This is a genomic window from Pseudorhodoferax sp. Leaf267 (assembly GCF_001422405.1).
GTDB lineage: Bacteria > Pseudomonadota > Gammaproteobacteria > Burkholderiales > Burkholderiaceae_C > Pseudorhodoferax.
Genome location: NZ_LMMV01000022.1, coordinates 85467 through 100053, shown reverse-complemented (window position 1 = coordinate 100053; position 14587 = coordinate 85467). Strand labels below are relative to the sequence as shown.

At 71.2% G+C, this 14587-nt stretch carries 12 protein-coding genes; 6 read left to right on the top strand and 6 right to left on the bottom strand.

What is annotated here, in order from left to right:
- Position 1: 1 nt before the first annotated feature.
- Both ASF43_RS20315 and pyrC read right to left on the bottom strand, forming a co-directional pair.
- Positions 2 to 910, bottom strand: a complete 909-nt coding sequence (locus ASF43_RS20315; protein ID WP_056184791.1) for an NYN domain-containing protein — start codon at positions 908 to 910, stop codon at positions 2 to 4.
- Positions 907 to 1950 carry a dihydroorotase gene (gene pyrC / locus ASF43_RS20310; protein ID WP_082498032.1) on the bottom strand — a complete coding sequence of 348 codons (1044 nt, stop codon included), beginning with the start codon at positions 1948 to 1950 and terminating at the stop codon, positions 907 to 909. The genes ASF43_RS20315 and pyrC overlap by 4 nt, the downstream gene beginning before the upstream one ends.
- A gap of 147 nt (positions 1951 to 2097) precedes the next feature.
- Here pyrC and ASF43_RS20305 point away from each other — a divergent pair, with 147 nt between their 5' ends.
- Complete coding sequence (locus ASF43_RS20305; protein ID WP_056185696.1) at positions 2098 to 2883, top strand: IclR family transcriptional regulator; 786 nt, start codon at positions 2098 to 2100, stop codon at positions 2881 to 2883.
- Here ASF43_RS20305 and ASF43_RS20300 read toward each other — a convergent pair.
- The 3 genes from ASF43_RS20300 to ASF43_RS20290 form a co-directional block, all read right to left on the bottom strand.
- On the bottom strand, positions 2877 to 4283 hold the full coding sequence (locus ASF43_RS20300; RefSeq protein WP_056184789.1) for a M20 family metallopeptidase: 1407 nt from the start codon (positions 4281 to 4283) through the stop codon (positions 2877 to 2879). The genes ASF43_RS20305 and ASF43_RS20300 overlap by 7 nt on opposite strands.
- Positions 4284 to 4396: 113 nt before the next feature.
- On the bottom strand, positions 4397 to 5926 hold the full coding sequence (locus tag ASF43_RS20295) for an amidase (protein ID WP_200932579.1): 1530 nt from the start codon (positions 5924 to 5926) through the stop codon (positions 4397 to 4399).
- A 5-nt stretch (positions 5927 to 5931) separates the two neighbouring features.
- Complete coding sequence (locus ASF43_RS20290) at positions 5932 to 6951, bottom strand: tripartite tricarboxylate transporter substrate binding protein (protein WP_056184782.1); 1020 nt, start codon at positions 6949 to 6951, stop codon at positions 5932 to 5934.
- A gap of 106 nt (positions 6952 to 7057) precedes the next feature.
- On the opposite strand from ASF43_RS20290, the gene ASF43_RS20285 reads away from it, so the two are divergent.
- Both ASF43_RS20285 and ASF43_RS20280 read left to right on the top strand, forming a co-directional pair.
- Complete coding sequence (locus tag ASF43_RS20285) at positions 7058 to 8008, top strand: LysR family transcriptional regulator (RefSeq protein ID WP_082498031.1); 951 nt, start codon at positions 7058 to 7060, stop codon at positions 8006 to 8008.
- A 155-nt stretch (positions 8009 to 8163) separates the two neighbouring features.
- The gene (locus tag ASF43_RS20280; RefSeq protein ID WP_056184780.1) at positions 8164 to 9399 is read left to right on the top strand and encodes an FAD-binding oxidoreductase; all 1236 of its coding nucleotides are present in this window, start codon (positions 8164 to 8166) and stop codon (positions 9397 to 9399) included.
- On the opposite strand, the gene ASF43_RS20275 is transcribed toward ASF43_RS20280, so the two are convergent.
- Positions 9396 to 10670 carry a Zn-dependent hydrolase gene (locus ASF43_RS20275; RefSeq protein ID WP_082498030.1) on the bottom strand — a complete coding sequence of 425 codons (1275 nt, stop codon included), beginning with the start codon at positions 10668 to 10670 and terminating at the stop codon, positions 9396 to 9398. The two genes, ASF43_RS20280 and ASF43_RS20275, sit on opposite strands and share 4 nt — an antisense overlap.
- Before the next feature lie 323 nt (positions 10671 to 10993).
- Here ASF43_RS20275 and ASF43_RS20270 point away from each other — a divergent pair, with 323 nt between their 5' ends.
- The 3 genes from ASF43_RS20270 (at position 10994) to ASF43_RS20260 (ending at position 14585) form a co-directional block, all read left to right on the top strand.
- Positions 10994 to 12583, top strand: a complete 1590-nt coding sequence (locus tag ASF43_RS20270; RefSeq protein ID WP_369803314.1) for an ABC transporter substrate-binding protein — start codon at positions 10994 to 10996, stop codon at positions 12581 to 12583.
- 141 nt (positions 12584 to 12724) lie between these two features.
- Complete coding sequence (locus tag ASF43_RS20265; RefSeq protein WP_056184773.1) at positions 12725 to 13678, top strand: ABC transporter permease; 954 nt, start codon at positions 12725 to 12727, stop codon at positions 13676 to 13678.
- Between the two features lie 13 nt (positions 13679 to 13691).
- The gene (locus ASF43_RS20260) at positions 13692 to 14585 is read left to right on the top strand and encodes an ABC transporter permease (protein WP_056185687.1); all 894 of its coding nucleotides are present in this window, start codon (positions 13692 to 13694) and stop codon (positions 14583 to 14585) included.
- The last annotated feature ends 2 nt before the right edge of the window (positions 14586 to 14587 follow it).

The following is a 14587-nucleotide window of genomic DNA, read 5'->3' as shown; positions in this document are numbered from 1 at the left end:
CTCAGCGTGCGGCAGGCCAGCGCAGCTTGTGCGGCGAGTCTTCGGGCACCAGCTCGACGCCGGGCACGTGCTTCTTGAGGAACTTGCCGGCGCTGGCGCTGCGGCTCATGAGCTTGGCGCTGCGCAGGCGCTGCGCGACCTCGCCGAATTCGACGGGCTTGCCTTCGAGCAGGCCCGGCATCTCGCGCAGCAGGGCCTGCACCTGGGCGCTGAGCGTGGCCTGGGCGTCCGCCTGGGCACTGGCGCGGCTGGCCTTGGCGGGCCGGCTGGACTGGCCGGACTGGCGGGACTGGCCGGACTGGATAGCGGGCTGTTCGTCCGCCTGCGGCGCGGGTGCGCGCGCGGCCGTGGGTGCCGGCGCTGCAACCGTCTTGGCGGGCGTTTTCTTGGCAGCGGCCTTGCGCGCCGGCGCCTTGCGCGGCACGGGGGCGGCGGCCACGGCGTCCGATGGCTCGGCACTGCGGCGGCGCGTGGGCGAGATCAGCACGACCTCGTCGTAGAAGCCCTGCGCATCGGGCGACATCTTGTTGGCCTGCGAGAAGCACAACGTGCGCACGCCCAGCTCGCGCAGGCGCAGCACCAGCGGCGCGAAGTCGGCGTCGCCCGTGCCGATGGCCACCACCGCGAGCTGCTGCTGCGCACACAGGTCCATGGCGTCGACGGCCAGCATCATGTCGGTGGTGTTCTTGGCCAGCGGCAGGTTCACACAGGGCCGGAACGCGAGCTCGCGCAGCACCGGCCCCAGGCCCTTGAGGTTCTCGGCGCTGCCATAGGCGCGGCGGATCGAGACCGGGCCGTGGCTTTGCTGCAGCAGGTGCAGGGCCTGCGCGACGAGTTCGGGCGAGGACAGGTTGTCGGCGTCGAGCAGCAGCGCGACGGAGCCGGCGTGGGCTTGCCGGGCGGCGTTCATGCCACCAGCCTCCAGGGCAGCGACTCACCGCTGCGCAGCGGCTTCAACTCGGCCTCGCCGTAGGCGAAGCTGGGCGGCGGCGTCCACTCTTCGCGCTTCAAGGTGATGGTGCCGGTGTTGCGCGGCAGGCCGTAGAAGTCGGCCCCGTGGAAGCTGGCGAAGCCTTCGAGCTTGTCCAGCGCGCCGGCGTTGTCGAAGGCCTCGGCGTACATCTCGATCGCGGCATGGGCCGTGTAGCAGCCGGCGCAGCCCGTGGCGTGCTCCTTCAGGTGCGCAGCGTGCGGCGCGCTGTCGGTGCCCAGGAAGAACTTGCTGCTGCCGCTGGTGGCCGCCTCGACCAGCGCCAGGCGGTGCGTCTCGCGCTTGAGGACGGGCAGGCAGTAGTAGTGCGGGCGGATGCCGCCCATGAAGATGGCGTTGCGGTTGTAGAGCAGGTGGTGCGCCGTGACCGTGGCCGCGGTGTAGGCGTCGCTCTGCGCCACGTACTGCGCGGCCTCGCGCGTGGTGATGTGCTCCATCACGATCTTCAGCTCGGGGAAGTCGCGGCGCAGCGGGATCAGCTGCTGCTCGATGAACACGGCCTCGCGGTCGAACAGGTCGACGGTCGGGTCGGTCACCTCGCCATGCACGAGCAGCAGCATGCCGGCGCGCTGCATGGCCTCAAGCGTCGCATACACCTTGGTCAGCGCGGTCACGCCGGAGTCGCTGTTGGTCGTGGCGCCGGCCGGGTACAGCTTGGCGGCGACCACGCCCGCGTCGCGCGCACGCCCGATCTCGTCAGGCGCCAGCTGGTCGGTGAGGTACAGCGACATCAGCGGCTCGAACGCCCTGCCCTGCGGCACGGCGGCCAGGATGCGGTCGCGGTAGGCCAGGGCCTGCGCGGCCGTGGTGACGGGCGGGCGCAGGTTGGGCATGACGAGCGCGCGCGCGACCTGGGCCGCGCTGTGCGGCACCAGCGTGTGCAGGGCCTCGCTGTCGCGCAGGTGCAGGTGCCAGTCGTCAGGCCGTGTGATGGTCAGGGTGTCGAGGGGGCGGTTCATGGCCGGATTGTCCCATCCGGGCACAAACCAGGTTATCGCATCCATAGAATCGATCATCGATCACAACAGCGCGAAGCACGTCCAGACCGCTGCGTGCCGCACCAGATGCCCCGATCCAAGAACGCCGACGCGCCGCCGCCAGAAGCCATGGAGCCAGCCGAGGCCGCCCCGTCCGACCCGCTGTTCAACCAGTCGCTCGAAAAAGGCCTGGCCGTGCTGCGCGCCTTCGACGCCTCGCACCGCACCATGACCCTGGGCGAGCTGGCCGAGCAGACCGGCATGACCAAGGGCTCGGCGCAGCGCACGGTGCACACGCTGCAGGTGCTGGGCTATGTGGGCAAGCACCCGCGCATGCGGCGCTTCCAGCTGCTGCCCAAGGCCATGGAGATCGGCGCCAACTACCTGGTCGGCCACCCGCTGGTGCAGATGGCGCACCCCTACCTGGCGCAGCTGGCCAATGCCAGCGGCGAGACCGCCAATGTGACCGAGCCCGTGGGGCCGGACATGCTGTACCTGGCGCAGCTGGTCACGTCCAAGTTCATCCCGGTGTTCACGCCGGTGGGCATGCGCATCCCGATGTACTGCAGCAGCAGCGGCCGTGCCTACCTGAGCACGCTGCCCGACGACCAGGTGCGCGCGCTGCTGCAGAGCGCGCCGCGGCCCGCGCGCACGCAGTTCACGCTGACGGATGTGGACGCCATCGTGGCCAAGGTTGCCGAATGCCGGCAGGTCGGCTACGCGACCAACTGCGAGGAGCTGTTCCTGGGCGACATGGGCCTGGCCGCGCCGCTGGTGGACCGCCAGGGCAACGCGGTGGGCGCGCTGCACCTGTCGCCGCCCACCAGCCGCTGGACCATGGAGGAGGCGCAAAAGAAGTTGGCGCCCATGCTCATCGAGTGCGCCCGGGCGATCTCGAGCACCACGGCCTACTGAGCCTGGGCCGATCTCCAGCCGAAGGCCCCGGGCTCACCCAGGTCCCAGAACAGCCCGGCCATGATCTGCAGGCCCTCGCGGGCGGCGGACGCCAGCAGGTGTTCGTTGGGCGCATGCTGCGAGCAGGCCGGGTAGGAATGCGGCACCCAGACCGTGGGCAGGCCCAGGTCCTGCGCGAACACGTCGTTGGGGATGGTGCCGCCCAGGTTCGGCAAGATGGCGGGCGCCCGGCCCGTCGTGGCCTCGACCGACCGCGCGGCCCAGGCCACGGCCGGGTGCTCCGGGTCGAGCCGCGTGGCCGCCATGTGCGCCTGCAGCGCCACGCGCACCCACGGCATGCCCAGCGCGTCGAAATGCGCCTGCAGCCGCGCCTCGATGCCGTCCAGGTCGGTGCCCACCACGTAGCGCAGCTGGCACACGGCACGCGCCACGGCCGGGATCGCGCCGATGGGCCTGGCCACACTGCCGCATTCCAGGCCCAGCACTTCCAGCGTGTTCCAGGCGAACACGCGCTCGGCCGGCGTGAGGCCCGGCTCACCCCAGCCGGCGTCCACCTCCGGATCGTCCGGCGCGCCGCCCACCTGCAATGCGGCCAGGCTGCGCCGCACCGATTCGGGGATGGCCGTGGGCCGCAGCAGCGGCGTAAGGATGGCGCCGTCGGCCGACACCAGCGAGGCGATGGCCGAGGCCAGCACCGTGCCCGGGTTGCGCAGCAGCCCGCCCCAGTTGCCCGAGTGGTGCGCGCCCTCGCGCAGGCGCAGCGACAGCGCGAAGTTCAGGATGCCGCGCGAGCCCAGGAACAGCGTGGGCGTGGCCGCGCCCAGGCGCGGGCCGTCCGAGGCCAGGAACAGGTCGGCCGCCAGCAGGTCGGCATGGCGGCGGCAGAAGTCGTTTAGGCCCGGTGAACCACGCTCCTCGGCCATCTCGACGATCACGCGCGTGTTGAAGCCGAGACGCCCGCCGCGCGCCTGCTGCGTGGCGCGCAGCGCGCCGAGGTTGACCGTCCACTGGCCCTTGTTGTCGGCCGTGCCGCGGCCGTACAGGCGCCCGGCGTGCTCGGCCAGCTCCCACGGCGAGCGGCCCTCGGCCCACTGCGCGTCCTGCCCGCGGATCACGTCGCCATGCGCGTACAGCAGCACGGTAGGCTGCGCGGCGTCCTCGATGCGCTCGGCGATCACGTAGGGGCCGCAGCCGGCCACGGGGTTGTCGAGCACCCGCGTGGTGAAACCCATGGCCTCGAGCTCGGGCGCGGTCTCGTCGCGCTGGTAGGCCTGCAGCACCGGCAGGCTGCCCTCCTCCTCGCTGGCCGTGCGCTGCGCGACCTTGCGCGCCAGGTCGCGCGTGAAGCCGCCGTCGTCGAAGTATTGCGCTGCTGCGCGCACTGCTGTCTGTCTGGTCACCGGGTGGGCTCCTTGTGGCGCGCCGTGCGCGCGGATGCTGTCGGGTGCCGTCAGTTGCTGGCGCTGATGGCGGCTGGTGACAGTGTCGCGGTAGCGCGCCGGGCCCGGTGGAATCAGACCACCGAGGCCGCGCCCGCCTCCGTCGGCACATGGGCGAAGCGGTCGTCCGGTGCGGCCGTGACGATGGAGTCGAGCGCCGGATCGGCCGGCCGCAGCCGCGCGGTGTCGGGCCGCGGGCGGCGCAGCGCTGGCCGGCGCGCGAACGCGGCCTCCATGGCCTGCGCGGCCGACAGCAGCCGCAGGTCGCCACGGAACGCGCCGACCACCTGCAGGCCGAAGGGCATGCCCCGCTCGTCCACGCCGCAGGGCAGCGTGATGGAGGGGTGCGTGGTCAGCGTGGTCAGGTAGGTCAGCGCCAGCCAGCGGTAGTAGTTTTCTTGTGGGCGGCCGTCAATCTCGGCCGCATGGGGCTGCGTCCACGGGAACGGCGAGACCGGCGTGGTGGGCGCCAGCACCAGGTCGTAGTCCTGGTAGACGCGCTGGAAGCGCTGGATGATGCGTGTCTGCTCGGTCTGCGCCCACGCTGCGTCCAGCAGGCTCATGCGCACGCCCATCTCATAGTTGGCGCGCGGGTTGGGGCCCAGACTGGACGGGTCGCGCTCGTAGGTGGCGCGCATGCCGGCCACGAAGGCCTCGGCGCGCAGCACGTCGAAGCAGCGGTGCACGTCGCCGAGGTCGTCGAACCGCACCTCGTCGCAGGCCGCGAACAGGCCACGCATTTCGGCGATGCGCGCGCGCATGGCGCGGCGCACCACGGGGTCGACGTCGCAATGGCCGAAGTCCTCCGTGTAGGCCATGCGCAGGCGCGACAGGTCCAGCGGCGCGGGCTGCAGGAAGGCCATGGGGTCCAGCGGATAGCTCAGCGGGTCACCGGCATGCGGCCCGGCAGATGCAGCCAGCTGCAGGCAGGCGTCGGCCACGTCGCGGCCCATGGGGCCGACCACCGAGATCGGCGAGAAGCCCAGCGGCTTGCGCACGCTGGGCACCACGCCCGGCGAGGGCCGAAAGCCCACCACGCCGCACTTGGCCGCCGGGATGCGCAGCGAGCCGCCGGTGTCCGAGCCCGTGCACAGCGGCAGCAGGTCCAGCGCCAGCGCGGCGGCCGAGCCGCCGGAGGAGCCGCCCGCGTTCAGGTTGGGGTTGAACGGGTTGCCGGTGGCCCCCCAGACCGGGTTGCGGCTGTTGGCGCCTGCGCCCATCTCGGGCACGTTGGTCTTGCCCACCACGATGGCGCCGGCCGCACGCAGGCGGCGCACCAGTTCGATGTCGGCCGCGGGCACGTGGTTGCGCAGGCTGGGCGTGCCGGCGGTGGACAAGAGGCCCTGCGTGGGCTCCAGGTCCTTCACGCCCAGCGGCAGGCCGTGCAGCAGGCCCAGCGGCTCGCCGCGCAGCACGGCCTGCTCGGCAGCGCGCGCCTCGGCCCGCGCGCGCTCGAAGCAGGTGGCGGTGACGGCGTTGACGAAGGGGTTGAGCTGCTCGATGCGCGCGATGCACGCCTCCAGCAGCTCGACGGGCGAGAGTTCGCGCGTGCCGATGCGGCGGCGCAGCTCGACGGCGGAGGCGGCGGTGAGGGACTCGGTCATCGCGATCAGTCCGACTGGATGTTGGCGCGCTGGGCCACGGCGCGCATCAGCGGCAGCTCCTGCTCGATCTGGGCGACCGAGCCGGCCGCGCCCGAGAACGCGGGCTCGGCGCCCTGGGCACGCAGCGCGGCCTGGGCATCGGGCGTGGCGACGATCCTGGCCAGCGCCTGCTCGACGCGCTGGCGCACGGCCGCCGGCGTGCCCTTGGGCGCCACCAGCATGAGCCAGGTGTCGGCGTTGACCTGCGGGTAGCCGGCCTCGGCGAAGGTGGGCACACCGGGCAGCTGCGAGGAGCGCTTGGCCGTGGTCACGCCGATGGCCTTGACCTTGCCGGACCTGAGCTGCGGAATGGCCGCCGTGACGGTGTCGACCGAGAACGGCACCTGGCCGCCGATCAGGTCGGTCATGGCCGGCGCACTGCCCTTGTAGGGCACGTGCAGCATCTTGGCGCCCACGGCCTGCAGCACGATCTCGCCCGTGAAATGCGAGGTGGTGCCGGCGCCGAACGAGGCGTAGGCGTACTTGTCGGGCGCGGCCTTGATGGCGGCGACGAACTCCTTGACGGTGTTGACGGGCACGTCCTTGTTGGCCAGCACGATCAGCGGGATGCGCGCGACGATGGCGATGGGATCGAAGCTCTTGACCGCGTCGTAAGGCAGGTTGGCGCGGATCGCCGGGTTTGCCGTGAAGGTGGAGCCCGAGCTGATCAGCAGCGTGTAGCCGTCGGCCGGCGCCTTGGCCACCAGGCCGGCGGCGATCGCCGTGCCCGCGCCGGGCCGGTTGTCGATGACCACGGGCTGGCCCAGCTCGGTGGACAGCCGCTGGCCGACCAGCCGGCCGATGGTGTCGGCGCTGCCGCCGGGCGGGAACGGCACGACCAGCGTGATCGGCCGGGCCGGCCAGGGCGCCTGGGCCTGGGCCGCCAAGGGCAGCACGCAGCCCAGGGCCAGGGCGCCCAGGACGGACGCACCGAGCGCGCGGCGCGACCAGGGGCGGGCGGGAAAGCGGTGGGGCAAAGCGGTCATGGGGCGGGGCCTTTCAAGTGCGGTGCCTGCATGCTAGAAACGCGGCTTCCTTGCAGCAAGAACGCAATCCATAAAGTTTCATTGCCGGATCGGCAACGCAAAGCCCATGCCCTCTCCGCCCAAGCCGCCGGCTGCACGGCGCGCCATCAACCACCGCGTGCTGCAGGAAGTGGCGCTGCGCTACTTCATGGAGGTGGCCAACGCCGGCTCGGTGACCGAGGCCGCGGCGCGGCTGGAGGTGGCGCCCTCGGCCGTGAGCCGCCAGCTCGGCCGGCTGGAGCGCGAGCTGGACACGCTGCTGTTCGAGCGCCGCGCGCGCGGCATGGCGCTGAACTCGGCCGGCGAGCTGCTGGCGGCACACACGCGGCGCGCCTGGCTGGACATCGAGCGCGTGGGCGACGAGATCCTGGCGCTGCGCGGCCTGCGCCAGGGCGCGGTGCGGCTGGCGGCCACCGAGGGCTTCGCCTACGACTTCCTGCCCGGGCTGGTGGCCGGCTTCCAGGAGCGCAGCCCGGGCATCCGCTTCGCCGTGGACATGTGCACGCAGGCCGAGGTGGCGCGCCGCGTGCGCGAGGGGTTGACCGATGTCGGCGTGACGGTGAGCCTGAGTTCGGAGCGCGGGCTCAACGTGGAGTACCGCCACCCTTCGCCGATCCTGGCCGTGGTGGCGCCTGGGCACCCGCTGGCCGGGCGCGCGCAGGTGGCACTGGCGCAGCTGGCGGCCTACCCGCTGGCACTGCCGGCCAAGGGCTCCACGCTGCGCCAGCTGCTGGACATCAGCTGCAGCCGCCAGGGGCTGCAGCTGGAGCCGGTGCTGACCAGCGACCACCTGTACCCGCTGATCCAGTACGTCTCGCACACCCGGGCCGTGACCTTCTGCGGCGAGATCGCGCTGCGCCAGCAGCTGCGCGCCGGCACCGTGGTCGCCGTGCCGCTGCGCGACCGCGAGATGAACGAGCGCCACTTCGAGGTGCAGACCATGGCCGGGCGCCACCTGCCCGACGCGGCGCGCGCCTTCATCGCCCACCTGCGCGAGACGCTGGCGGCCCAGGGCTGAACAGCATTGCGCGCGCTGCAACGCAGGCTTGCCCGCAAGTCATTGGTGCGCTGCCGGCACGGCGACACAATCGCGCCCGTCCCCGCAACGACCACCGCCTCGGCCATGACCCCTGCACCTCTCGTTCCTCGCGCTGCATTCCCGGGGCGCGCGCCATGACCTCCAGCGTCCTGGTCCTGGGCGCCGGCATGGTCGGCACCTGCACGGCCATCCACCTGGCGCAACGCGGCCACCAGGTCGTGCTGGCCGACCGGCGTGCGCCCGGCGAGGAGACCTCGTACGGCAACGCCGGCCTGATCCAGCAGGAGGCGGTGGAGCCCTATGCCTTCCCGCGCGAGGCGGCCAAGCTGCTGCGCGCAGCGTTCAAGCGCGGCCTGGACGTGAACTACCACGCCGCCGCGCTGCCCGGCCTGGCCGGCCCGCTGGCGCGTTACTGGCAAGCGTCCGGGCCGGCGCACTACCCGGCCATCGCGCAGGCCTATGCCCGGCTGATCGCGCAGGCTATCCCGGAACACGCGCCGCTCATCGCCGCCGCTGGCGCCGAGGACCTGGTGCAGCGCACCGGCTACCGCTGGGTGTTCCGCGAGACCGCCACCATGGACGAGGCCCTGGCCCGCGCCGAGCGCCTGCACAGCGCCTATGGCGTGCGCCATGTCGCCATGGACGCCGGTGCGCTGGCGGCGGCGGAGCCGGCGCTCAAGGCCCGGCTGGCCGGCGCCATCCACTGGCCGGACCCGTGGGCCGTGCGCGACCCCGGTGCGCTGGTGGCGCGCTACGCCGCGCACTTCACGCAGCTGGGCGGCCGCATCGTGAAGGCCGACGCCGGCACGCTGCGCGAGAACGGTGCCGGCTGGTCCCTGCAGAGCGCCGACGGCCCGCTGGAGGCCGAGCATGCGGTCATCGCGCTGGGCCCCTGGGCCGACACCTTGCTGCGCCCGCTGGGCTACCGGCTGCCGCTGTTCGTCAAGCGCGGCTACCACCGCCACTACACGGGCGGCCCGGTGCCCACCATGCCCTGGCTGGACGCGGACCGTGGCCTGGTCGTGGCCCCCATGCAGCGCGGCGTGCGCCTCACCACCGGCGCCGAGTTCGCGGCGCGCGATGCCGCCGCCACACCCTGGCAGCTGGCCGGTGCCGAGGCGGCCGCGCGCGAATTGCTGGACCTGCCGCAGCCCGTGGAGGCCACGCCCTGGCGCGGCGCCCGCCCCTGCACGGCGGACATGCTGCCCGTGGTCGGCGCTGCGCCGCGCCACCGCGGCCTGTGGTTCAACTTCGGCCATGCGCACCAGGGTTTCACGCTGGGGCCGGCCTGCGGGCGGCTGCTGGCCGAGCTGATCGATGGCCAGCCGCCGATGGTGGACCCGGCGCCTTACGCGCCCGCCCGTTTCTAGCCCGCCCGCTCCAGCATCGCCAGCAGCAACACGTTGGCCCCGGCCTCGATGTGCTCGGGCAGCGCGTCCTCGATCTCGTTGTGGCTGATGCCGTCCTTGCAGGGCACGAAGATCATGCCGGTGGGCGCGACCTGCGCCAGGTAGACGGCGTCGTGACCGGCGCCGCTGACCACGTCCATGTGCGGCAGGCCCAGCTGCTCGGCCGCGCTGCGCACGCTGGCCACGCAGGCGGCGTCGAAATGGCAGGCGTCGAACTGCACGACCTGGCGCAGTTCGACCTGGACCTGCGTGTCACGCGCGATCTGCGCGAACTGCCGGTGCAGCGCCGCCTCCATGCGGTCCAGCCCCTCGTGCGTGAGGTTGCGCAGGTCCACCGAGAACGCCACCCGGCCCGGGATGACGTTGCGTGAGTTCGGCACCACCTGCAGGAAGCCGACCGTTCCGCGGCCGTGCGGCGCCTCGTCCAGCGCGATGCGGTTCACCGCCTCGACCATGCGGGCCGCGCCCAGCATGGCGTCGCGGCGCAGCGGCATGGGCGTGGGGCCGGCGTGCGCATCCATGCCGGTCACGGTCACGTCGAACCAGCGCTGGCCCAGCGCCCCGCTGACCACGCCGATCGGCAGGCCGGCCGCCTCCAGCACCGGGCCCTGCTCGATGTGGGCCTCGAAATACGCGGCGTAAGGCCCGCCCGGCACCGTGCCACAGGGCTGCTCGCCCAGGTAGCCGATACGGCGCAGCTCGTCGCCCACCGACAGGCCTGCACCATCGACTTGCACATGCACGAAATCGGGCGCGAACACGCCCGCGAATGCACCGGAACCCATCATGACCGGCGTGAAGCGCGTGCCCTCCTCGTTGGTCCAGACGGCGACCTCCAGCGGCGCGCGCGTGGTGATGCCGCGCTCGTTCAGCGTGCGCATGACCTCCAGGCCGGCCAGCACGCCGAAGTTGCCGTCGAACTTGCCGCCCGAGGGCTGCGTGTCGATGTGGCTGCCGGTGGCCACAGCCCGTGCATGCGGGTCGCTGCCGGCGCGGCGCGCAAACATGTTGCCCACGGCGTCGATGCGCAGCGTGAGGCCGGCCTCGGCACACCAGGCGGCGAACTGGTCGCGGCCCAGCTTGTCTTCGTCGGTCAGCGCGATGCGGCGCACGCCGCCCTTGGGCGTGGCGCCGATGCGGGCCAGGTCCATCAGCGAACGCCACAGGCGCGCGCCATCCACACGCAGCGGGGTGGATGCAGCAGGGGTGGCGGGCGGGGTCGACAGGTCCATGGCGTGGGGCTCCGGAGGGGTTGGGTGGACTACGGGAGAGTGGGGATGGTCCATTCGGCCACAACAAGCAATAAACGGACCGCCTTGCGATGCAATCAATACCAACACAGACCAAATCAATACTAAAACACTCGCAATAAAAGTTTTGTCTATCGATTATCGATATTTATTAAAACGCCTGGCATACCCCTTGCTAAACACCCTGGCGACCGTTTTCTCTTCCACCCCCCGCTTTCCCCCACAGGAGATCCCACGTGAACCAAGCCCCACCATCCTTCGCGCTGAAATCGCTGGCTGCCGCCGTGTGCGTGCTGGCTTGCGCCATGAGTGCCCAGGCGCAGGAGAAGACGCTGCGCATCGCGATGACGGCCGCCGACATCCCGCGCACGCTGGGCCAGCCCGACCAGGGCTTTGAGGGCAACCGCTTCACCGGCATCCCGATGTATGACGCGCTCACGCACTGGGACCTGTCCAAGGCCGATGCCGCCAGCGTGCTGATCCCGGGCCTGGCCACGAGCTGGGCCGTGGACGCCAAGGACAAGACCAAGTGGGTGTTCAAGCTGCGTCCCGGCGTGAAGTTCCACGACGGCTCGGCCCTCACGGCCGACAGCGTGGTGTGGAACGTGCGCAAGGTGCTGGACAAGGGCGCGCCGCAGTTCGATCCCAGCCAGGTCGGCGTGACGGCCTCGCGCATGCCCACGCTGGTCTCGGCGCGCAAGATCGACGATTTGACGGTGGAGCTGACGACCAGCGAGCCCGATTCCTTCCTGCCGCTGAACCTGACCAACCTGTTCATGGCCTCGCCCGCGCACTGGGAGGCCAAGCTCAAGGCGGTGCCGGCCAGCGTGACCGATGCGGCCGAGCGCGCCAAGCAGGCCTGGACGGCGTTCGCCGCCGACGCCTCGGGCTCGGGCCCGTTCAGGATGACGCGCTTCGTCGCGCGCGAGCGGCTGGAGCTGGCCGCCAACAAGGCCTACTGGGACCCCAAGCGCACGCCCAAGATCGACAAGGTCGTGCTGCTGCCCATGCCCGAGGCCAATGCGCGCACGGCCGCGCTGCTGGGCGGCCAGGTCGACTGGATCGAGGCCCCCGCGCCCGACGCCATGCCGCAGATCACGCAGCGCGGCTACAAGATCTATTCCAACGCCCAGCCGCACGTCTGGCCCTGGCAGCTGTCGTTCGCCGAGGGCTCGCCCTGGCTGGACAAGCGCGTGCGCCAGGCCGCCAATCTGTGCGTGGACCGCGGTGGCTTGAAGCAGATGCTGGGAGGCATGATGGCCGAGCCCAAGGGCACGGTGCCGCAGGGCCACCCGTGGTGGGGCAACCCCAAGTTCGACATCAAGTACGACGTGAAGGCCGCGCAGGCGCTGATGGCGCAGGCCGGCCACTCGGCGGCCAAGCCGCTCAAGGTCAAGGTGCAGATCTCGGCCTCGGGCTCGGGCCAGATGCAGCCGCTGCCCATGAACGAGTTCGTGCAGCAGTCGCTGAAGGCTTGCTTCTTCGACGTCGAGTTCGACGTGATCGAGTGGAACACCCTGTTCACGAACTGGCGCAAGGGCGTGAAGGACCCATCGGCCAACGGCGCGAACGCCACCAACGTGAGCTTCGCGGCCATGGACCCGTTTTTCGCCATGGTGCGCTTCTCCTCGACCAAGACCTTCCCGCCCGTGTCCAACAACTGGGGCTACTACGGCAATGCCGAGGTCGACAAGCTGATCGCCGATGCGCGCACCACCTTCGACGACAAGGGCCGCGACGCGGCGCTGGCCAAGCTGCACGCGCACCTGGTGGACGACGCGGCCTTTGTGTGGATCGCGCACGACGTGGGCCCGCGCGCCATGTCGGCCAAGGTCAAGGGCGTGGTGCAGCCGCGCAGCTGGTTCATCGACATCGCACCGATGACGATGGACTGACCCCAGTTCCCTCTCCCTCTGGGAGAGGGCCAGGGTGAGGGCCGACGGCGCTTGCAAGCGACCCGCCCCTCACCCCCACCCTCTCCCCCACCAGGGCGAGGGAGCGAGACCCGACCTGCCAGCCCAACGCCAGCCACGCCCATGCTTGCCTACCTATTGCGCCGCGTCCTGTACGCCATCCCCATCATGCTGGGCGTGGCCCTGGTGTGTTTCGCGCTGGTGCATCTCGCGCCGGGCGACCCGCTGGTGTCGATCCTGCCGCCCGATGCCTCGGCCGACCTGCAGGCGCAGCTGCGCGAGCTGTACGGCTTCAACCGCAGCCTGCCCGAGCAGTTCGGCAGCTGGGTCTGGCGTGCGCTGCACGGCGACCTGGGCGTGTCGATCGCCACCAGCCGGCCGGTCGCACCCGAGGTGTTCAAAGCCGTGGGCAACACCCTGCGCCTGGCCGTGGTCGCCACCGCCATCGGCTTCGTGTTCGGCTGTTTGTTCGGTTTCGTGGCGGGCTACTTCCGCGGCACCTGGCTGGACCGGCTGGCGTCGATGTTCTCGGTGCTGGGCGTGTCGGTGCCGCACTACTGGCTGGGCATGGTCATGGTGATCGTGTTCTCGTCGCAGCTGGGCTGGCTGCCCGCCACCGGCGCCGGCCCCAGCGGCTCGGACGACTGGCAGTGGAACTGGGAGCAGCTGCAGTTCCTGGTGCTGCCCGCGATCACCATGTCGGTGATTCCCATGGGCATCATCGCGCGCACCGTGCGCGCGCTGGTGGCCGACATCCTGGAGCAGGAATTCGTGGTCGGCCTGCGCGCCCGCGGGCTCACGCACTTCGGCGTGTTCAGCCACATCGTCAAGAACGCCGCGCCCACCGCACTGGCCGTGATGGGCCTGCAGCTGGGCTACCTGCTGGGCGGCTCGATCCTGATCGAGACCGTGTTCTCGTGGCCCGGCACGGGCTTCTTGCTGAACTCCGCGATCTTCCAGCGCGACCTGCCGCTGCTGCAGGGCTCCATCCTGGTGCTGGCCATGTTCTTCGTGGTGCTGAACCTGCTGGTGGACATCCTGCAAACCCTGCTCGATCCGCGGATCGCGCGCGCCTGAGGAGATGCCCACCATGTCTGCCGTCCTGTCCACCTCTCCCCGCGTCGAGCCGCTGCCCGCGCAGCGCTCGCAAGGCTACTGGGCCTCGGTCTGGCTGCGCTTTCGGCGCGACCCGGTCGCGGTCGGCGCGGCCATCGCCGTGCTGCTGCTGATCCTGATCGGCGTGTTCGGCCCCTGGCTCGCGCCGGCCGACCCGTACCAGGCGTCGATGATGAAACGCCTGAAGCCCATCGGCACCGAGGGCCTGCCGCTGGGCAGCGACGAGCTGGGCCGCGACATGCTGTCGCGCCTGATCGTGGGTGCGCGGCTGTCGCTGTTCATCGGCATCACGCCGGTGCTGGTCGCGTTCGTGGTCGGCACGGTGATCGGCATCGTCGCGGGCTACGCAGGCGGGCCGGTCAACACGGTGATCATGCGCACCATCGACGTGTTCTACGCCTTCCCATCGGTGCTGCTGGCCATTGCGCTGTCGGGCGCGCTGGGCGCCGGCATCCTCAATTCGCTGATCTCGCTGACCATCGTCTTCATCCCGCAGATCGCGCGCGTGGCCGAGGCCGTGACCACGCAGGTGCGCGGGCGCGACTACGTGGAGGCGGCGCGCGCCTCGGGCGCCAGCGCGTTCACCATCGTGCGCGTGCATGTGTTGGGCAATGTGCTGGGGCCGATCTTCGTGTACGCCACCAGCCTGATCGCCGTCTCCATGATCCTGGCCTCGGGCCTGTCGTTCCTGGGCCTGGGCGTGAAGCCGCCCGAGCCGGAATGGGGGCTGATGCTCAACACGCTGCGCACGGCCATCTACGTGCAGCCGTGGATCGCGGCGCTGCCCGGCGTGATGATCTTCATCACCTCGATCTCGTTCAACCTGCTCTCTGACGGCCTGCGCGCCGCCATGGACAACAAGGGATGACC